The following is a 19,923-nucleotide window of genomic DNA, read 5'->3' as shown; positions in this document are numbered from 1 at the left end:
TCCCATGATCCGCCCCGCCCCGCTTGTGGCGCTCGCCCTGCTGTTCGCCGCCCCCGCCTTTGCCGCGCCGCTGGTGGTGGTGGAGGCCAAGGGCATCGATCTGGCCCCCGGCGCCACCGTTGACGACAAGGTGCTGCTGACCCTGGCCGATGGCGCCCGGCTGGTGCTGATCGGGGAGGATGGGTCGCAGGTGACGCTGCGCGGGCCGTTCAAGGGCACACCGGCCGGCGCCGGCCAGGGGGCGAAGCAGCAGCTGGCCGGCCTGCTGTCGGCCCGTGGCACCGATGCGACCAGCCTGGGTGCCGTGCGCGATGCGGGGCCCAAGGCGGCCCTGCCCGATCCCTGGCTGGTCGATCCGGCATCATCGGGGTCGGCCTGCGTGAAGCCGGGGCAGGAGGTCGTGCTGTGGCGCGCCGACGCCGCCAAGCCGGCCAGCCTGACCCTGATGCCGGCCGACCGCGCCTGGACCGCCAATGCCGAGTGGCCGGCGGGGGAGGGGCGGCTGGCTTTGCCGGAACTGCCCATCACCGATGGTGGCACCTTGCTGTTCGAGCTGGATGGGGCGGCGGCGGCCGTCACCTTCCACCTGCTGCCGGCAGCGGTGACGGCGCCGAAGATGGCGGCGGGCTGGATGGCGGCCAAGCAATGCGACCGCCAGGCCCGCGCCCTGCTGGCCGCGAACTGACGGCCATGGATTTGCGCCGCCTGCCCATCATCCTGGCCATCCTGCTGCTGGCGGGTCTAGCACCCGTGGTGCTGGTGCGGGCGGCCCCGTTTCTGCAGGGGATCGAGAATTGGGTGGCGGATTACCGGGTGGCGACGCGCACCCCGCCCGCCCCGCAGCAGCCCGACATCGTCATCGCCGCCATTACCGAGGATACGCTGGCGCGGTTCCCCTATCGCTCCCCCGTCGACCGCGCCTTCCTGGCCGATCTGCTGCGGGTGCTGGAGGCGAAGGGGGCGAAGGCGGTGCTGCTGGACGTGCTGCTGGACCAGCCGACGGAGCCGGCCAAGGACGAGGCGCTGGCGGAGGTGATCCGGGAGCTGAACATCCCGCTGGTGATCAGCCATGGCGGGGCGGCCGAGGGGCTGACCGAGGCGCAGGTGGCCTATATCGACGCGTTCGTGCCGGCCGACCGGCGCGGCTGGGCCAATCTGGTCAAGGATAATCTCGACGGCACGGTGCGCTGGATCTTCCCCGGCAAAGCCGCCCCGGACGGGCATTGGCAGGCGGGGGTGGTGCCGGCTTTGGCAGCGCATCTGGGCCTGAGCCCGCCGCGCGAGCCGGTACCCATCGCCTGGCGCGGGCGGCCGGATGCGGCGACTGCACCCTTCCGGCAGTTCCCGGCCCATGCCGTGGCGCTGCTGCCACCGGCCTGGTTCAAGGACAAGATCGTCCTGGTCGGTGCCGACCTGTCGGACCGCGACCGGCATATCACGCCGTTCCGCACGGCCTTTGCCGGCAATGCCGGGGTGCTGCCCGGCATCAGTATCCATGCCCATGCCCTGTCGCAGTTGCTGGAGGGACGCGCGCCACCGGAACAGGGGGTGGCGCTGGCCGTGGTGGCGGGGCTGGTGGCGGCAGGCCTGGGTCTGGCGCTGGGTCTGGTGGAGATATCGCTGTGGCTGCGGGCCTTGCTGGGTCTGGCGGTGATCGCCGTTCTGTGGCTGCTGGCCGGTCCGGCCTATGCGCGGGCCCATATCCTGCTGCCGCAGATCGGGCCGTCGCTGTCGGTGCTGCTGGGCCTGTGGCTGACCGATATCTGGCGGGGGCGGCGGGAGCGCGACCAAAGGCGCTTCGTGCAGGCGGCCTTTGCCAAGTATCTGTCGCCCGTGCTGCTGGATGACCTGATGAAGGACCCGTCCAAGCTGTCCATCGATCCCAAGCGCCGCGACATGTCCTATGTCTTCACCGATGTGGCGGGCTTTACCACCATATCGGAGGGGATGGACGCCGCCACCCTGGCCGATGTCATGAACCGCTACCTGGATGGCATGGTCAAGGTGGTGTTCGCCCATGGCGGCATGGTGGACAAGTTCATCGGCGACGCCGTCTTCGCCCTGTTCGGGGCCCCGCGCGACATGCCCGACCATGCGGCGCGCGCCGCGGCCTGTGCGCTGGACCTGGACCGGTTCGCGCAAGGTTTCCTGGCGGCGGAGGTGGCGGCCGGACGGCCGTTCGGGCTTACCCGCATCGGGGTGCATTCGGGACCTGCCAGCGTGGGCAATTTCGGGTCCGATGCGCGGTTCGAATATACCGCCCTGGGCGACGCGGTGAATACGGCAGCCCGGCTGGAGGGGCTGAACAAATATTTCGGCACCCGCGTGGCGATGAGCGGGGCGACGGCCGGGCGCTGTCCCGATCTGGCCCGCCGGCCCATCGGCCGTGTCGTGCTGAAGGGCAAGACGGAACCGATCGAGGTGCATCAGCCGCTGGACGCGACCGAGGCGGACAGCGCCTTCATGGTCGCCTATCGTGCCGCCTATGCGGCCATGGCAGCGGGAGAGGCGGGGGCCCTGGATGCCTTTGCCGCACTGGCGGCGGAGCGGCCCGATGACGGCCCGTCCAGTCTGCACCTTGAACGGCTGGCCATGGGGGGCAACCGTGATCTGGTGGTGATGAGCGACAAGTAGTACCTGTATGCGCCCTCAAGCGCCGGGCGCCGCCATCCGGCGGCTTGGTTTCACGCGACCATGGGGTCGCGGGCGCTCAATGCGCCAACCGGAGCACGACGAACAACATCGCGCTCCGGTGTAATCCGCCAACAAAACCTTGCTAGTACGGTTGCCGGGACCGATAACAGCCGTATGCTCTCTCAGGGGTCGTGAAATGGCCGAAGGTATCCTCAACCGCAAGTTCGTGCCCGCCGGCAAGCAGCTGTTTCTGACGGGGGAACGCGGTGACCATATGTACTTGGTCCAGTCGGGCCGCATCCGCATCTGGCGGGGTGAGCCCGAGCATCCCGTCATCCTGGCGGAGGTGGGACCCAACTGCCTGTTCGGGGAGATGGCGCTGATCGATGATGGCACGCGCTCGGCCTGCGCCCATGCCGTGGAGGATACGACCCTGATCGTCATCTCCGGCGAGAAGGTGCGCCAGCGGCTGGCGGAGGCCGACCCGTTCGTGGCCAGCATCGTGCGCATCCTGGCCCGCAACCTGCGCGCCGCCAACGACCATCTGGAAGGGCTGATGGGCCAGGTGCTGGCCGTCAGCGCCATCAAGGCCCGCGAGATCGCCCCCAACGAGGATGTCAAGAACCTGGATGAGGCGGCTGGCAACTGAACCGCGCTACACCGCGTCCGCCAGCAGCGGCCAGGCGGTCTTGCAGCGTTCGGAGAATACCCGGAGATGGCCGATGGCGCGCACGCCGGCGGCTTCCACGGGGATGACATGATGGGTCACCGTCGCCGCCGGGAAGAAAGCGGCATGGTCGCGCACCACGGGGGGCGGGATCATCTCGTCATCCGCGATGGCGATCAGCCGCACCTCCCCCGTCATCCGTGACAGGTCCGGCTGCGGCAGGGTACGGCCCCAGTCGGTGCGGTAGAAGCCACGCGTCGTGCACCAGCGCCGCCATTGCCAGAAGGCGCGGGCCGGCAGGTCCGCCCCCTGGCCCAGCGCCCAGCCCGGCATATATCCCAGCACCAGGGTCGTGACCGGTCCCAGCACGAACCAGAAGGCCGCCGCCTTGTAGATGAAATGCGCCGGATGGCGGGTCCAGTGCGAGGGACCGGTGGCCACGGTGGTCAGGCGACGCACGCGCCCGGCCTTTTCATGGAAGGGCAGGCCCATGCCGCCCAGCGAATGGCCCATCACCTCCAGGGGCAGGTCGGGATAGCGGTCGGCCATCCAGTCCAGGGCCGCACCCTGATCGGTGACGGCCCAGTCGCCCATGTCGGCCCGCGACCGGCGCACGGGTCCCTGGGCGGACTGGCCGCAATCGCGGTAATCATAGATCAGCACGGCGGCCCGCCGGTATCCGGCCAGCCAGGCGGCGAACTTGGCGTAATAGTCGCGCGGCACGCCGGTGGCCCCGTGCAGCACCAGCGCCAGTTCCGGCATCACATTGCCGGCCGGCAGGAACAGCCGCCCGGCCAGGGTGCGCCCGTCGGGGCAACGGATGCTGGCGGGGTGTTCGATGCTTGCGCTGTCCGCTTGCATGGCGGTTCCCTTTCATGTCGCCGGTCGCCGGCGTCCTATCCCCAGGAGGGGTCAAGATAACGAACGATCGTGCTAAACACAATCCCGCCCCTCACGTGACAATTGATTGATACTGGCAGTAATCATTGCCGCCATAATTGCATTTCACTATCTTGGTAGTCCTTTAGGATCAGCGGAGGCTGCGATGCAAGTGAATGGCACACCGGGCAACGATTCACTGGTGGGCAGCAGCACTGCGGATACCTTGTCCGGCGGGGCCGGCAATGACACGCTGGATGGCGGTTTCGGCAATGACAGCGTCGATGGCGGGGCCGGCGATGACCTGCTGGCGCTGGATTACGGCAATGACACGTTGCGCGGCGGGACCGGCGCCGACATTTTCACCTTCAACAGCGCCTCGGGCAACGATCTGGTGCAGGATTTCGATCCGGAGGTCGATCGTATCAATGCCGGCACCTGGGTGGCGCAGGGTCAGGTGACTCTGCGGCTGGATGCCTCGGGCAATACCGTGATGTCCATCTTCGGTCTGACCGCCGTCACCTTGCAGGGGGTGGGCCAGTCGCAATGGTCGCGTATCCGCGACGTGAACGGCGCCAGCGTCTATTCGGTGAACGCGGATGATTATGCCGCCAGCACGGCGACCACGGGTCGGGTGACGGTGGGCGGCACAAGCGTCGCTGGCCGCATCGAAACGACGGGTGACGCGGACTGGTTCGGCGTGGATGTCACGGCCGGCACGCAGTATCGCTTCACCCTGTCGGGAATTGATGGCGCCGGCGGCACCCTTTCCGACCCCTATCTGGAATTGCGTTCGTCAAGCGGGGGGCTGCTGACCAGCGATGATGACGGCGGCACGGGACTGGACAGCCAGATCACCTATACGGCCAGCAGCACGGGCCGCCTTTATCTGGCCGCCTCCTCGGCGGATTTCCTGTTCGCGGACACGGGTACCTACCGGCTGTCGGCCGTGGCGCTGACGACACCGGTGGCGGATGATTACGCGGCCAGCACGGCGACGACGGGCCGGGTGACGGTGGGGGCCACGGGCACCACCGGCAGCATCGAGACGGCGGGCGACAAGGACTGGTTCGCCGTGGATGTCATGGCCGGCACCCAATACCGCTTCACCCTGTCGGGCCTCGACACCCTCGGCGGTACCCTGTCGGACCCCTATCTGCAATTGCTGTCATCCAGCGGCATCCTGCTGGTCAGCGATGATGACAGCGGCACGGGTCTGGACAGCCAGATCACCTATACGGCCAGCAGCACCGGCCGGCTTTATCTCGCGACATCGTCGGCGACTTCCCTGTTCTCGGGCACGGGCACGGGCACCTACCGGCTCTCGGCGGTGGCCCTGACGACACCGGTGACGGATGATTACGCGGCCAGCACGGCCACGACGGGCCGGGTGACGGTGGGCGCCACGGGCACGGCCGGCAATATCGAGACGGCGGGCGACAAGGACTGGTTCGCCGTGGATATCACGGCGGGCACGCAATATCGCTTCACCCTGTCGGGCCTGGACGGGGCCAGCGGCACATTGGCCGACCCGTACATGCAGCTGCTGTCATCCAGCGGCGTGCTGCTGTCGTCCGACGATGACAGCGGCACCGGCCTGGACAGCCAGATCATCTATACGGCGACCAGTTCGGGCCGGGTCTATCTGTCGGCGGCTAGCCTTCTCAGCGGCTATACCGGCACCTACCGGCTGTCGGCCACCTCCCTGGGAATTGTCGACGATTATGCCGCCAGCACGGCCACGACGGGCCGGGTGACGGTGGGGGCCACGGGCACCACCGGCAATATCGAGACAAGCGGCGACAAGGACTGGTTCGGCGTGGATGTAACGGCGGGCACGCAGTACCGGTTCACCCTGTCGGGCCTGGATGGGGCCGGCGGCACCATGTCCGACCCCTATCTGGAACTGTTGTCGGCCGGCGGCACCCTGCTGGCCGGCGATGATGACAGCGGCACGGGCCTGGACAGCCAGATCACCTATACCGCGACCAGCACGGGCCGGCTTTACCTGTCGGCCGCCGGCATGCTGTCCACCGGCACCTACCGGCTGTCGGCCGCTTCCCTGGGGGTTGCCGACGATTACGCGGCCAGCACGGCGACCACGGGCCTGGTGACGGCCGGCGGCAGCACCGTGACCGGCCAGATCGAGGCGCCGGGCGACAAGGATTGGTTCGCCATCGATGTCACCGCCGGCACCCGATATTATTTCCAGCTGAACAGCGCCAGCACATCGGCCCTGTCGGACCCGGAGCTGGAATTGCTGTCGGTCACCGGCACGCTTCTGTCAATCGATGATGATGGCGGCCCCGGGCTGAACAGCCTGATCAGCTATACGGCGACCAGCACGGGCCGGCTCTATCTGTCGGCGGCGGCCGGCAGCCCTGGTCTGACCGGCCGTTACCAGCTTTCCGCCATGACCGACGATTACGGTGCCACGAGTGCGGGTGCCGGCACGCTGGCCATCGGCAGCTCCATCGCCGGCACGATCGAGGTGCCGGGCGACGTGGACTGGTTCGCCATCGACGTGACGGCGGGCAGCCAGTACCGGTTCAGCCTGTCGGGCCGTGACGGCGGCGGCGGAACGGTGGCCGATCCCGCGCTGGAACTGCGTTCCGCCACCGGTTCGCTGCTGGCCTTCGACGATGATGGCGGCACCGGCTTCGACAGTCTGCTGACCTATACGGCGACCAGCACGGGCCGGCTCTATCTTGCCGTCGATGCCGATACCCTGGTCACCCCGACCACGGGCAGCTATCGCCTGACGGCCAGCCGGGTGGAGGTGGTGGACGATTATGCCGGCAGTACCGGCACCACGGGGCGCGTGAGCGTGGGTGGCACCGCCACCGGCAATCTGGAGGTGCTGGGCGACAGCGACTGGTTCGCCGTCGATCTGGTGGCCGGCACCCGCTATGTGATCAGCCTGTCGGGCCGCGATGGCGGCGGCGGCACCCTGTCCGACCCGCTGCTGCAACTGCGCGACAGCGCCGGCACGCTGCTGAGCGACAATGATGATGGCGGCATCGGCACGGATAGCGAACTGTCCTTCACCACCACCAGCGGCGGGCGCTACTATATCGCCGCCACTGGCTTTGATGGCAGCTATACCGGCACCTACCGGGTGGCGGTGACCCAGGCGGCGGCCGACGATTATGCCGGCACCACAGCCACGCAGGGCGTGGTGGCGGTGGGCGGGTCGGTGACGGGCCGGCTGGAGAACGCCGCCGACCAGGACTGGTTCGCCATCGATCTGGTGGCGGGCCGCACCTACAGCTTCACCCTGTCGGGCCTGGATGGCGGCGGCGGCTCGCTGGATGATCCCTGGCTGCGCCTGCTGGACGCGGCGGGACAGCAGCTGGCGTCGGACGATGATGGCGGTACGGGGCTGGACAGCCTGCTGACCTTCACCGCCACCACCAGCGGGCGCTATTACCTGTCGGCGGAAGGGGCGACGGATACGGAGACCGGCACCTATCGCCTGTCGGCCGATGTGCAGGAACCCGCCACACCCGACCCGGCCGGCCCGCTGGGCGGTACGCCCATCGACCCGCTCTATGCCCAGCAATGGCACCTGAACGGCACCTATGGCATCAATGTCCTGCCGGTCTGGGCCGATTATACCGGCGCCGGCGTGCGTGTCGGCGTGCTTGACCAGGGGATCGATCCCACCCACCGCGACCTGGATGACAATCTGCTGATGGCGCTGTCCGGCGTGGCCGCCACCGGGGCGGCGGGCGGCGCGCCGCAGACCGGTGACGACAATCACGGCACCGCCGTGTCCGGCGTCATCGCCGCCGAACGCAACGGGTCGGGCGGGGTGGGCGTGGCCTATAATGCCGATCTCGTCGCTTATTACGATCCGCTGGACAGTTCGACGACGGTCTTTGCCGCCACCACATCGGCCACCTTCCTGCGCGCCATCGGGGCGGTGGATGTGCTGAACAACAGTTGGGGCTTCGGCAATTTCTTCAAATCCACGCCCAACCGCGCCTTCCTGGACGATTTCGACAGCAATCCGTTCAATGTCTCCGGTGCCGCCCTGGCCCGGCTGGCGGCGGAGGGGCGGGGGGGCAAGGGCACGGTGGTGGTGCAGTCGGCCGGCAATACCGGCCAATATGGCGACGATACCAACCTGCATAATTTCCAGAACAGCCGCTTCGTCATCACCGTCGCCGCCACCGACAGCAATGGCGTCCTGGCCAGCTTCAGCACGCCCGGCGCCTCGGTGCTGGTGGCCGCCCCCGGTGTGGACATCGTCACGGCCGACCGACCGGGTGCGGCCGGGTATGAAGGCGGGGACAGTGCCACCCTGGACGGCACCAGCTTTTCCGCCCCCGCCGTGGCGGGCGTGGTGGCGCTGATGCTTGAGGCCAATCCCGACCTGGGCTATCGCGACGTGCAGGAGATCCTGGCCCTGTCGGCCCGGCAGATCAGCGCCACGGCCAGCAGCTGGTCCAGCAACGGGGCCCGCACCTGGAACGGCGGCGCCCTGCATTACAGCGACGGTTTCGGCTTCGGCTTGGTGGATGCCCGCGCCGCCGTGCGCCTGGCGGAGACCTGGCGCGGGCAGCAGACCAGCGCCAATGAGGCGGTGCTGTCGGCCAGCGCCACCCTGGCCCCGACGCTGACGATCCCCGACGATAACGCCACCGGCGTGTCCACCATTCTGCGCCTGTCCGGGGACCTGACCATCGACCGGGTGGAGGTGGACCTCAACATCGCCCATAGCTGGATCGGCGATCTGCTTGTCACCCTCACCTCTCCGTCGGGCACGACCTATGCCCTGGTCGATCGGCCGGGCCAGGGGCGGCTGACCAGCCTGGGATCATCGCAGGACAATGTCGGCTTCACCTTCGGGGTGGCGGGGCTGCTGGGCGAACAGGCATCGGGCGAATGGCGCCTGTCGCTGTCCGACCGCGATGGCGGCATTACCGGTTCCCTGACAAGCTGGGGCCTGCGCGCCTATGGCAATGCCGGCAGTGCCGATGACAACCATGTCTTCACCGATGAATTCGCGACCCTGGTGACGGCCAATGCCGGTCGCGCCACCATCACCGACACCGATGGCGGCTATGACAGCCTGAACGCCGCCGCCGTGACGGCTTCTGTCAGCTTCAACCTGTCCGCCGGCACGGGCGCCATCGGCGACAAGGCGATCAGCTTCACCGCCGGGGTGTTCGAACGGGCGGTGGGCGGCGACGGCGCCGACAGCCTGACGGCGGCATCGGCCGGGTCCGCGCTGTTGGGCGGGCGCGGGGCCGACACGCTGACCGGCGGGGCCGGGGCCGACCGGCTGACGGGCGGGGCGGGTGATGACCGCATCACCGGCGGCGGCGGCATCGATATCGCGTTCTATGACAATCCGCGCGGCAGCTTCACCCTGACCCGCGATGGTGACGGGTTCACCCTGACCGGGCCGGAGGGCACGGACCGGTTGAGCCAGGTGGAAGTGGCGATGTTCAACCGCGGCGCCCTGTTGCTGTCGGGGCCGGGCGTGTCCTTCTATGATGAGGCGACGTATCTGACCAACAATCCCGACGTGGCGGCGGCGGTGCAGGCTGGCGCCTTCACCTCGGGCCGGGTGCATTACGACGCCTATGGACGGGCGGAGGGACGGTCCGCCCTGGACTGGTTTGATGAGGATTTTTATCTGGCGCAATATCCCGACATCGCCGCCGCCGTGCAAAGCGGCGCGCTGAGCAGCGGTCAGGCGCACTGGCTGTCCAATGGAAGGGCGGAGGGGCGCAACCCGTCCCTGTTCTTCGATACCGGCTATTACCTGGCGGAGAACCCGGACGTGGCGGTGGCGGTGCGGGCCGGGGCGGTCACGGCCATCGACCATTACCTGTCCTTTGGCATGGCCGAAGGCCGGGCCGCTACCCCCTTCTTCAATGCCGCCGCCTATCTGGCTGCAAATCCCGATGTGGCGGCGGCCGGGTTGAACGGGTTGAAGCATTTCCTGGATTTCGGCTATGGCGAAGGGCGGCTGGCCGCCGTGGATTGGGATTATTTCGGTTAGGCAATTAAATATTGTACCGGATGCGGAATAAAACCGCCCCGGTCCCCCAACCTTTCGCGCCGATTGCCAGACCCCCGGCCGGACCTATATGCTCAGGCGCTTGGGGAGAAAACGGGCAGAAGCCGGGACAATGATGCGGGCGAAGAGGCCGACATCCTTCGATATCGCTGAAATGGCGGGCGTTTCGCAATCCACGGTCTCGCGCGCGCTACGCCGGGACAGCATGGTCAGCGAGGATACGCGCCTGAAGGTGGAGCAGGCGGCGCGCCTGCTGAACTACAAGGTCGATGTCAATGCCCGCAACCTGCGCTCCCAGCGCACCAATACGCTGGCCCTGCTGCTCTATGAGGATCCGGGCACGTCGGAGAGCCTGATCAATCCGTTCTTCCTGTCCATCCTGGGCAGTGTGACGCGGGCATCGGCCCGGCGCGGCTATGATCTGCTGATCTCGTTCCAGCAATCCAGCACCGACTGGAACGCCGATTATGCCGCGTCCAAGCGCGCCGACGGCATCATCTTCTTAGGCTATGGCGACTATACCGCCTATCTGGACAAGATATCGTCGCTGGACGAGGCGGGGATCCAGTACATCACCTGGGGCCCCGTGATACCGGGCCAGCCCGGCCATTTCATCGGGTCGGACAATGTGCAGGGCACGGCCGAGGCCGTTTGCCACCTGATCGCCACCGGCCATCGCGACATCGCCTTCCTGGGCGACATTTCGGAGAATTGTCCGGAATATCGCGACCGGCACCAGGGCTATGTGCAGGCGCTGCGGGCGGCCGGGCTGACACCCGACCCGGCCCTGCGCCTGGATGCCCAGACGTCGGAGGAGGCGGGGTTTGCCGCCGCCTTGCGCCTGCTGGACAGTGGAAGGCGGTTCGATGCCATCGTGGCCGCCTGCGACCTGGTGGCCATCGGCAGCCTGCATGCCCTGCGCGACCGCGGCGTGTCGGTGCCGGGGAAGGTGTCGGTGGTGGGGTTCGATGATATCCAGGCCGCCAGCTATACCAACCCGCCGCTCAGCACCGTGCGCCAGGATACGGTGGCGGCCGGCGAACTGCTGGTGGAAAACCTGCTGCGCCTGATGAATGACCAGCCGCTGGAACGGACCATCATTCCGGCGCGGCTGGTGGTGCGGGGATCGACGATGGCGCGGTAGGGTGATGGCTTAATCGCCCCCCATTTATCGCCTCCCCGGCGAAGGCCGGGGCCCAGGGCCACGTGCCCAACCTTTCATCCAATGTCGATCAACGCTGCGTAGAGGGTTGCCTTTGTGGCCCCTGGGTCCCGGCTTTCGCCGGGAAGGCGGGAAAAGCAATTGTCACCCTGTTCGCCCCAACCTCACACCAGAATCGGCGCCCCATCAGCCAATGCCGCCAGGCCGTCAGCGGTGACGCGCAGGTGGCGCAGGGTGCCGGGGGGGCCATTCAGGCTGGCGGCAGCCAGGACATGGCCGTCCACATCCCATTGCGACAGGCGCCAGTCGCCAGCGGCGCGCAGCCATTCCTCATGCAGGGCCAGCACCGGGCCGGCATCGCCCGTGGGCGGGGTCACGGTGAAGCCGGTCAGTTCCTGCGACAGGCCGCGGCCCGTGGCCTTGATCACCGCTTCCTTCAGGTTCCAGATGCGCATGAAGCGGGCGCGCTTGGCCGCGTCATCCTCTTCGGCGCCGACCTGGGCCACTTCCTCGGGCGAGAACCAGCGGTCGGCGATGTCCAGTTCGACATTGCGCGCGGGCACCAGCGGTTCGATATCGACGCCGACCTCGCCCTGGGCCGACACGGCCACGGCCACCATCGACCGGGAATGGGAGAGGTTGAAGGACGCCCCGCCGCGCACCAGCACCGGCTTGCCATAGGGGCCGTCATTGAAGGCCAGCCCGCCGGCCGACCGTCCGGTCCAGGCCGACAGGAACAGGCGCGTCAGGCCATGGGCGGCAATATAGGCATTGCGGTCGGCATCGAACTGGAAACGCGCGGCGCGCTCCCGCTCGGCCGGGTCCAGCGTGTGCGACAGGGGCGCCAGTTCCCGCGTTCCCAGCCCATCGACAGCCAGGGTCACCACGATCACGTCATGTCGCCAGTCGCCACGCACGGCAAAACCGTCCCGCATCCGATGTCCCCCGTTTCCAGAAAGCGCGGATGATAGGCGTTTGCCAGCCCTTTGGTAAGGAAAGAAGCCCCGACGCAGGGTGAAGGCCGCCCCGCGAATCCCGAAGGGCGGGGTGTTACTGTTCCGTTACAAGAATCCCGTGTTTTCAACGCCGATAATGCTTTGAGCCCGGCCATTAGCTCTCGCATGATCAGGACCTTGTCGGCAGCGGGTGCGTTCGGACGCGGGCCCGGCCGTGACGCGGGGGTTGTTGATGGGGTACTGGCAGGGACGCGTGGCGCGTCTGATGGCGGCCGCTGCTTTGGTGTTGTCGGCCAATATGGCATCCGCGGATGCCATCGTGCAGACCAAGGGCGACTGGCAGGACAAGTTCCGCCAGCTGGACGTGGATCTTCCCACCCCCAATACCTACCGCACGGCATCCGGTGCGCCGGGGCACCAGTACTGGCAGCAGCGCGCCGATTACAGCATCGACGTCAAGCTGGATGCGGCCGCCAAGCGCCTGACCGGGCGGCAGACGGTGCGATACCAGAACAACTCCCCCGACAATCTGCGCTATCTCTGGCTGCAGCTGGATCAGAATATCTATAAGGACGGCTCCATCGCCGAACTGACCCGCACGGCCAGCCCGGCCAAGGATGGCGGCGACCAGATCACCTATGGCGCGCTGGCCCGCGCCCAGGCGCTGAAGGACACAGCTTACGGGATGGAGATCGCGTCGGTCACCGACGGGTCGGGGGCCAAGCTGTCCTATACCGTGGTCGACACGATGATGCGCATCGACCTGCCCCGGCCGCTGTCGCCCAATGCCAGCTTCACCTTCAAGGTGGAATGGGCGCACAACATCATCAATCAGGATATTGTCGGCGGGCGTTCGGGTTACGAGCATTTCCGCGACAACAATACCGACCTGTTCTTCATCGCCCAGTGGTTCCCGCGCATGGCGGCCTATACCGACTATGCCGGCTGGCAGCACAAGGCTTTCCTGGGCCGTGGCGAATTCACCTTGGAATTCGGCGATTACGATGTCGCCATCACCGTGCCCGCCGACCATCTGGTCAGTGCCTCTGGCGAATTGCAGAATCCGGGCGACGTGCTGACATCTGCACAGCGCGACCGGCTGGCCAAGGCCGCCAAGGCCGATAAGCCGATGTTCATCGTCACGCCGGAAGAAGCCCTGGCGAATGAGAAGGAGACGGACAAGGCCACCAAGACCTGGCGCTTTGCTGCCAAGAATGTCCGCGACTTCGCCTTTGCCAGTTCCAACAAGTTCATCTGGGACGCGATGGGGGTCAGCCAGGACAACCCGGCCGGCAACCCCGTGCTGGCCATGTCCTTCTACCCGAACGAGGCGGAGCCGCTCTGGTCGAAATATTCCACCTGGGCGGTGGCGCACACCATCAAGACCTACAGCAAATATTCCTTCGCCTACCCCTATCCCACGGCCCAGTCGGTCAATACCTGGGATGGTGGCGGCATGGAATATCCGATGATCACCTTCAACGGATATCGCCCGACCACCGACAAGAAGACCGGCAAGAGGACATATTCCGCCAATGCCAAATATGGCCTGATCGGCGTGGTCATCCATGAGGTCGGGCATTTCTATTACCCGATGATCGTGAATTCCGATGAACGGCAATGGAGCTGGATGGATGAGGGCCTGAACACCTTCGTCCAGAACGTGGCGCATCTGGAATGGGAGGAGAATTTCGGGGAGCATCGCCGCAAGGTCAACCTGCCCTCGGAAATCACCAGCTACATGACCAGCCAGGGTCAGGTGCCGATCATGACTCAGTCGGATTCGGTGCTGCAATTCGGGCCCAACGCCTATACCAAGCCGGCCACGGCCCTGACCATCCTGCGGGAGACGGTGATGGGCCGGGCGCTGTTCGACCATGCCTTCCGCGAATATTCGCAGCGCTGGAAATTCAAACGCCCGACCCCGTCCGACTTCTTCCGCACTATGGAGGATGCGTCGGGCGTGGACCTGGACTGGTTCTGGCGCGGCTGGTTCTACACCACCGATCATGTCGACATCGATCTGGCGTCGGTGCGCGAATACCGCATCTCCACCGGTAATCCCGATGTGGAAAAGGCGTTCCAGCGCGATGAATACCGCCGCAACAATGTCGAGCCGCTGGCCCAGATCCATAACCGCGAGGAAGGGCTGAAGACCCTGCTGGAGCGGGAACCGGACCTGAAGGATTTCTATAACGAGAACGACAAGTTCAGCCCCACCAACAAGGACCGCAACAAGTATGCCGACCTGCTGGAAGGACTGGAACCCTGGGAGCGCGATGCGCTGGCGCGGGCGGAGAAGGATGGCGACTGGGTCTATTTCATCGATTTCGCCAACAAGGGCGGGCTGGTCATGCCCCTGCCGCTGCAGATCAAGTACGCCGACGGGACGGAGGAGTTCCTGATGATCCCGGCGGAGATCTGGCGCTACAATGCCAAGGCTGTGACCCGGATGCTGATCCGCCCCAAACAGGTGGTGGGGATCGAGCTGGACCCGCGTCAGGAAATCGCCGACGCCAACCCGTCCAACAACGCTTTCCCGCGCAAGATCGCGGCCTCGCGCCTGGAACTGTACAAGGCCAAGGACGAAACCCAGGATTTGATGGCCGACATGCTGGTGGAGCTGAAGGCCAAGAAGGAAGGCGAGGGCAAGAAGGAGGGCGGCAAGGATGTGCCGCTGACCCCGGCCGAGGGGAGCAAGTGACGGCGCTGAACCGGCGCCGGTTGCTTGTGCTGGCCGGCGCCGGTTTGCTGGCCGGCCCCGCCTTTGCCCACCGGGCCCGGTCGGCGCTGACGCTGGTCACCTGGAACAAGGCGGCGGGCCTGCTGGAGATCGACCATTCCCTACACGGGCACGATGCGGAAATGGCCCTGGATCAGGTCGCGCATGTGACCGCCCCGGACCTGTCGCGCCTGGAGGATCGGGCGCGGCTGGCGCTGTATGTGGAGGCGCGGTTTGCCCTGTCGGTGCCGGGGGTGGGGCCGCTGCCCCTGAAATTGCTGGGGGCGGAGCAGGAGGGCGATACTGTCCATGTCTATCAGGAGGTCGCCCTGACCGCACCGCCCACCCGCCTGATCGTGCGGAACGGCATCCTGCGCGACCTGTTCGCCGTGCAGATCAATCAGGTGAATTTCGACATGAGCGGTGACCCAGAGCGTATTCGCACCCTCAGTTTCCTGGGTGGGGACGGGGAGAAGGACGTGGTGCTGGGATAGGATCCGCGATACGGTAGCGCTAACAAGCCGCCCCAAGGTGGCAAACCGGGAGGATCACCTGTGAAGCGCTGCCCTCTGCTCGTCCCCCTTCTATCCCTGTCCATCCTGACTGCCGCCCCCGCTCTGGCCGCCGATTGCGGGCCGGACGCCTTGGGCACCAGCCGCACCCTCACCCTGAAGCGGGGTACGGGCGGCACCTTTGGCACGGTGCAGCATGCGCCGCTGCCGGGCCTGGAGAAGGGCGAGGTAGTGCTGACCTTCGATGACGGGCCGGCGCGGGGGTTGACGGAGAGGGTGCTGGATGCGCTGAAGGCGGAATGCGCCTCTGCCACTTTCTTCATGACCGGCGCCAACCTGGACCTGAATGGCGATCTGGCCCGCCGCGCGGTGGCCGAGGGCCATTCGGCCGGCATTCACAGCTATAGCCACCCGCATCTGCAGACCCTGACCGAGGCGGCGCAGCTGGCCGATCTGGCGCGCACGCAGGCGGCCTATATCAGGCTGTTCGGGCGACCGGCGCCGGCCTGGCGCTTCCCCTTCCTGGAGGAGACGCCGGCGCTGCTATCCACCCTGAAGCAGCAGGGGGTGGATGTCTTCTCCATCGACCTGGACATCACCGACTGGCAGCCGGCCGACACCACAGACATGCTGGTGGAACGGCTGGACAAGAAGCTGGCGGAGAAGGGTGGGGGCATCATTCTGCTGCACGACGCCAACGCCCCCACGGCCGAGGCCGCACCCAAGCTGCTGCGCCTGCTGAAGGAAAAGGGGTACCGGCTGGTGCATCTGCATTGGGCGGATTGAGGGGGCCTTCGCCCCTCATCCCTCCACCACCAGCTCCTTATACGCGTGCCAACTGGCATGGCCGATCAGTGGCAGGGTGACGATCAGGCCCACGAACATCGTGGCGATGCCGATCGCCGTCAGGAAGACGATGATGAAGGCCCACAGCGCCATGGCCGGCAGGTTGACGCGCACGGCCATGATGCTGGTGGCCATGGCCGTGAAGGCATTGGTCTGCCGGTCCATCAGCATGGGGATGGACACGACGGAGACGGCAAAGGCCACGGCCGCGAATCCAGCGCCGATCAAGGTGCCGGCGATCAGGAAGGGCAGGCTGGCGCCGCTTTGGAACAAGGTGGCGGTCAGCCCGTCCAGGGTCGGCGCCATGTCGGCGAAGAACAGGGCATACATCAAGGTCGCCACCCGCACCCAGAACAGGTGCAGCAGCAGCAGCAGCACGCCCAGGAACCCCACCTGCAACGGGTTGACCCGCCAGGCCTGCAGCGCCCGACGCAGGTCCGGCACGCGGCCCTGGCCCAGGTCGCGGCTGGTGGCATAGAGCCCGACGGCGATCAGCGGCGCCACCAGCGTGAAGCCCGATGTCAGCGGCAGCATCAGCATGACATGCCCCGACCCCACCACCAGCAGGGCCAGCCCCAGGCTGAACCCCGCGATCAGCGCGCCATAGGCCAGGCTGACCCGCCAGGCGGCGCCCAGGTCGGCCATGCCCAGTTGCAGCCAGTGCCAGGGCCGGTCCACGGGAACGTGACGGATATGGGGGACCGGTCCGCTGAATACAGGGACGGGGCCGACATCATCTTCATGGTCGATTGTCATTTCCTACCCCAATAGTTTGGCGAATGTCGCTTTGCGCGGCTTTTGTTGAGTATGGCAGGTTTCGGGAGCAGGGGAAGGGGGGCTATGCTTTTGGCGAATATTGGGGTGTGAAAATCTCTTCGTCATCCCGGCTTTTCGCCGGGATGACGAAGGGAGTGGGAGGGGAGAACCGCACGCCCCCACCCCCTTGATCTTCCACCCACCGGATGTTTCCCCCCCGAACCATCGGCGCCTTGATGCATGTCAATGCGCATGCCCCCGGCATGGCCCATGAAGGCAGGGTCGGGGATCGGGCATGGGCCCGGTCCTTATCCAAAGTTTCCGCCGACACCGGGGGTTTGTCATGGGTGTAGCAATCGCCGACGGGGCGTATGGGGGCGTGGCCAAGGCCGCTCCCGTCGAGGCGTATCACGAGGACGTTGTCCGCGCCTTCGTCGTGGCCGCCATGTTCTGGGGCATCGCGGCATTTGCCGCGGGTGTCTATATCGCTTTCCAGCTGGCCTTCCCCGACCTGAACTTAGGGTTGGAATGGACGACCTTCGGGCGGCTGCGGCCGCTGCACACCTCCGCTGCGATCTTCGCCTTCGGTGGTTCCGCCCTGATCGGGTCGTCGCTGTATGTTGTGCAGCGCACCTGCCGCGCGCCGCTGTTCGGCGGGCGCGAATGGGGCTGGTTCATTTTCTTCGGATACCAGCTGTTCATTGTCATGGCCGCCACCGGCTATCTGCTGGGCATCACCCAGGGCAAGGAATATGCCGAGCCGGAATGGTATGTCGATCTGTGGCTGACCCTGGTCTGGGTCGTCTATCTGGTCGTGTTCGTCGGCACCATCATCAAGCGCCGCGAGCCGCATATCTATGTGGCCAACTGGTTCTATCTGGCCTTCATCATCACCATCGCGATGCTGCATATCGTCAATAATGCGTCGCTGCCGGTCAGCCTGACAGGCACCAAGTCCTATGTGGCCTGGGCCGGCGTGCAGGACGCGATGATCCAGTGGTGGTACGGGCATAACGCTGTCGGCTTCTTCCTGACCGCCGGCTTCCTGGGCATGATGTATTACTTCATCCCCAAGGCTGCGCAGCGGCCCATCTACAGCTACCGCCTGTCGATCATCCATTTCTGGGCGCTGATCTTCCTCTATATCTGGGCCGGTCCGCACCATCTGCACTATACCGCACTGCCCGACTGGACGCAGACGCTGGGCATGGTGTTCTCGGTCGTGCTGTGGATGCCCAGCTGGGGCGGCATGATCAACGGGATCATGACCCTGTCGGGCGCCTGGGACAAGCTGCGCACCGATCCGTCCTTGCGCTTCTCCGTCACCGCCGTCGGCTTCTATGGCATGAGCACGTTCGAAGGCCCGGTCATGTCGGTGAAGGCGGTCAATGGCCTGTCGCACTATACCGACTGGACCATCGGCCATGTGCATTCCGGTGCCCTGGGCTGGGTCGCCTTCATCTGCTTCGGCATGATCTATTATCTGGTGCCGGTCCTGTGGAAGAAGCAGCGGCTTTATTCGACCAGGCTGGTGGAATGGCACTTCTGGACGGCGACGCTGGGCATCGTCTTCTACATCACCGCCATGTGGGTCAGCGGCATTATGCAGGGTCTGATGTGGCGCGCCTATGACGAGTACGGGTTCCTGCAATATTCCTTCGTGGAAACGGTGCAGGCCATGCATCCCTACTACGTCATTCGTGGCATCGGCGGTCTGTTGTTCCTGACCGGCGCCATCCTGATGGTCATCAACCTGATCCGCACGGTTACCAGCAGCCCGGCCCTGGAGCCGGTGCCGCAGGGTGCCGCTGTGGCAGCCGAATAAGGGGGACGGAACCATGAAGTTCTCCCACGCGATCATCGAAAAGAACGTCATCCTGATGGCCGTCCTGACCCTGATCACCGTCTCTATCGGTGGTCTGGTGCAGATTGTGCCGCTGTTCACGGTGGAAACCACCATCGAGCGGGTGGAGGGCATGCGTCCCTACAGCCCGCTGGAACTGGCCGGCCGCAACATCTATGTCCGCGAAGGCTGCTACACCTGCCACAGCCAGCAGATCCGCACCTTCAAGGACGAGGTCGAGCGTTACGGCCATTACTCCCTGGCCGCCGAGAGCATGTTCGACCACCCGTTCCAGTGGGGCTCCAAGCGCACGGGTCCCGACCTGGCCCGTGTCGGTGGCAAATATTCCAACGACTGGCATGTGGCGCATCTGAACAATCCGCGTGCCCTGGTGCCGGAATCGATCATGCCCACCTATGCCTTCCTGAACCGTCCGCTGAAGTTCGATGATGCGGCCGATCATCTGAAGACGCTGCGCATGGTGGGTGTGCCCTATTCGGAAGATGACATCGCCAATGCCGGCAAGGACCTGAAGCTGCAGGCCGGTGCCCTGCCGGACGCGGACAGTGCCGACCTGCTGGCCCGCTATCCCAAGGCGCATCTGGGCGATTTCGACGGCAAGCCGGAACAGGTGACGGAGATGGACGCGCTGGTCGCCTATCTCCAGATGCTGGGCACGCTGGTCGATTTCACCAAGATCAATCCCGAAGACCTGAAGCAGTGAGGAGGGCACAACCATGCATGAACTCCTCCCCCTGCTGAAGCAGCTCTGGCTGGTCTGGTTCCTGGTGCTGTTCCTGGGCATCGTGTTCTGGGCCTTCCGACCCGGCGCGCGCCGCCGGTTCGAGGCCGATGCCATGATCCCGCTGAACGACGATGCCGGGCCGGCCGCCCGCAACAACAGGTGATCCC

14 protein-coding genes are annotated in these 19,923 nt (G+C 66.1%); 11 read left to right on the top strand and 3 right to left on the bottom strand.

What is annotated here, in order from left to right:
• Positions 1-4: 4 nt before the first annotated feature.
• The 3 genes from AC1Q7F_RS19560 (at position 5) to AC1Q7F_RS19550 (ending at position 3,283) form a co-directional block, all read left to right on the top strand.
• A complete protein-coding gene (locus AC1Q7F_RS19560; RefSeq protein WP_492509932.1) occupies positions 5-685 on the top strand; it encodes a hypothetical protein in 681 nt (226 codons plus the stop codon).
• Between the two features lie 5 nt (positions 686-690).
• The gene (locus AC1Q7F_RS19555; protein ID WP_492509930.1) at positions 691-2,634 is read left to right on the top strand and encodes a CHASE2 domain-containing protein; all 1,944 of its coding nucleotides are present in this window, start codon (positions 691-693) and stop codon (positions 2,632-2,634) included.
• 196 nt (positions 2,635-2,830) lie between these two features.
• On the top strand, positions 2,831-3,283 hold the full coding sequence (locus tag AC1Q7F_RS19550; protein ID WP_492509928.1) for a Crp/Fnr family transcriptional regulator: 453 nt from the start codon (positions 2,831-2,833) through the stop codon (positions 3,281-3,283).
• Between the two features lie 6 nt (positions 3,284-3,289).
• Here the strand turns inward: AC1Q7F_RS19550 and AC1Q7F_RS19545 are convergent, their stop codons facing one another.
• Positions 3,290-4,162, bottom strand: coding sequence for an alpha/beta hydrolase family protein (locus AC1Q7F_RS19545; protein ID WP_492509926.1), 873 nt, complete (start codon positions 4,160-4,162; stop codon positions 3,290-3,292).
• A gap of 184 nt (positions 4,163-4,346) precedes the next feature.
• On the opposite strand from AC1Q7F_RS19545, the gene AC1Q7F_RS19540 reads away from it, so the two are divergent.
• Both AC1Q7F_RS19540 and AC1Q7F_RS19535 read left to right on the top strand, forming a co-directional pair.
• The gene (locus AC1Q7F_RS19540) at positions 4,347-10,196 is read left to right on the top strand and encodes a pre-peptidase C-terminal domain-containing protein (RefSeq protein ID WP_492509924.1); all 5,850 of its coding nucleotides are present in this window, start codon (positions 4,347-4,349) and stop codon (positions 10,194-10,196) included.
• Positions 10,197-10,326: 130 nt separating this feature from the next.
• Complete coding sequence (locus AC1Q7F_RS19535; RefSeq protein ID WP_492509922.1) at positions 10,327-11,358, top strand: LacI family DNA-binding transcriptional regulator; 1,032 nt, start codon at positions 10,327-10,329, stop codon at positions 11,356-11,358.
• Positions 11,359-11,540: 182 nt separating this feature from the next.
• Here the strand turns inward: AC1Q7F_RS19535 and AC1Q7F_RS19530 are convergent, their stop codons facing one another.
• Positions 11,541-12,311, bottom strand: a complete 771-nt coding sequence (locus AC1Q7F_RS19530; RefSeq protein ID WP_492509920.1) for a 4'-phosphopantetheinyl transferase family protein — start codon at positions 12,309-12,311, stop codon at positions 11,541-11,543.
• A gap of 274 nt (positions 12,312-12,585) precedes the next feature.
• Here AC1Q7F_RS19530 and AC1Q7F_RS19525 point away from each other — a divergent pair, with 274 nt between their 5' ends.
• The 3 genes from AC1Q7F_RS19525 to AC1Q7F_RS19515 are packed head-to-tail and all read left to right on the top strand — an operon-like array spanning position 12,586 to position 16,352.
• Positions 12,586-15,036, top strand: a complete 2,451-nt coding sequence (locus tag AC1Q7F_RS19525; protein WP_492509918.1) for a M1 family metallopeptidase — start codon at positions 12,586-12,588, stop codon at positions 15,034-15,036.
• Positions 15,033-15,548 (top strand): DUF6702 family protein, encoded by a 516-nt coding sequence (locus AC1Q7F_RS19520; protein WP_492509916.1) that lies wholly within the window; start codon positions 15,033-15,035, stop codon positions 15,546-15,548. Before AC1Q7F_RS19525 ends, AC1Q7F_RS19520 begins: the two co-directional genes overlap by 4 nt.
• A gap of 60 nt (positions 15,549-15,608) precedes the next feature.
• Entirely contained in the window at positions 15,609-16,352 is a 744-nt protein-coding gene (locus AC1Q7F_RS19515) for a polysaccharide deacetylase family protein (protein ID WP_492509914.1), read from the top strand.
• Between the two features lie 15 nt (positions 16,353-16,367).
• Here AC1Q7F_RS19515 and AC1Q7F_RS19510 read toward each other — a convergent pair whose 3' ends face one another.
• Positions 16,368-17,168 (bottom strand): DUF2189 domain-containing protein, encoded by an 801-nt coding sequence (locus tag AC1Q7F_RS19510; protein ID WP_492509912.1) that lies wholly within the window; start codon positions 17,166-17,168, stop codon positions 16,368-16,370.
• A 343-nt stretch (positions 17,169-17,511) separates the two neighbouring features.
• Here AC1Q7F_RS19510 and ccoN point away from each other — a divergent pair, with 343 nt between their 5' ends.
• Genes ccoN through AC1Q7F_RS19495 form a run of 3 tightly spaced genes read left to right on the top strand, consistent with a single transcriptional unit; the run spans position 17,512 to position 19,919 of the window.
• Positions 17,512-18,993, top strand: a complete 1,482-nt coding sequence (ccoN, locus tag AC1Q7F_RS19505) for a cytochrome-c oxidase, cbb3-type subunit I (protein ID WP_492509910.1) — start codon at positions 17,512-17,514, stop codon at positions 18,991-18,993.
• 13 nt (positions 18,994-19,006) lie between these two features.
• On the top strand, positions 19,007-19,735 hold the full coding sequence (ccoO, locus tag AC1Q7F_RS19500; protein WP_492509908.1) for a cytochrome-c oxidase, cbb3-type subunit II: 729 nt from the start codon (positions 19,007-19,009) through the stop codon (positions 19,733-19,735).
• Positions 19,736-19,748: 13 nt separating this feature from the next.
• Positions 19,749-19,919, top strand: coding sequence for a cbb3-type cytochrome oxidase subunit 3 (locus tag AC1Q7F_RS19495; protein ID WP_492509906.1), 171 nt, complete (start codon positions 19,749-19,751; stop codon positions 19,917-19,919).
• The last annotated feature ends 4 nt before the right edge of the window (positions 19,920-19,923 follow it).

The sequence above is a fragment of the Niveispirillum sp. GW835-FHT14G11 genome, assembly GCF_058793615.1.
Note: the sequence above shows the minus strand (reverse complement) of the source record. Positions and strands in the feature narration are given on the sequence as shown.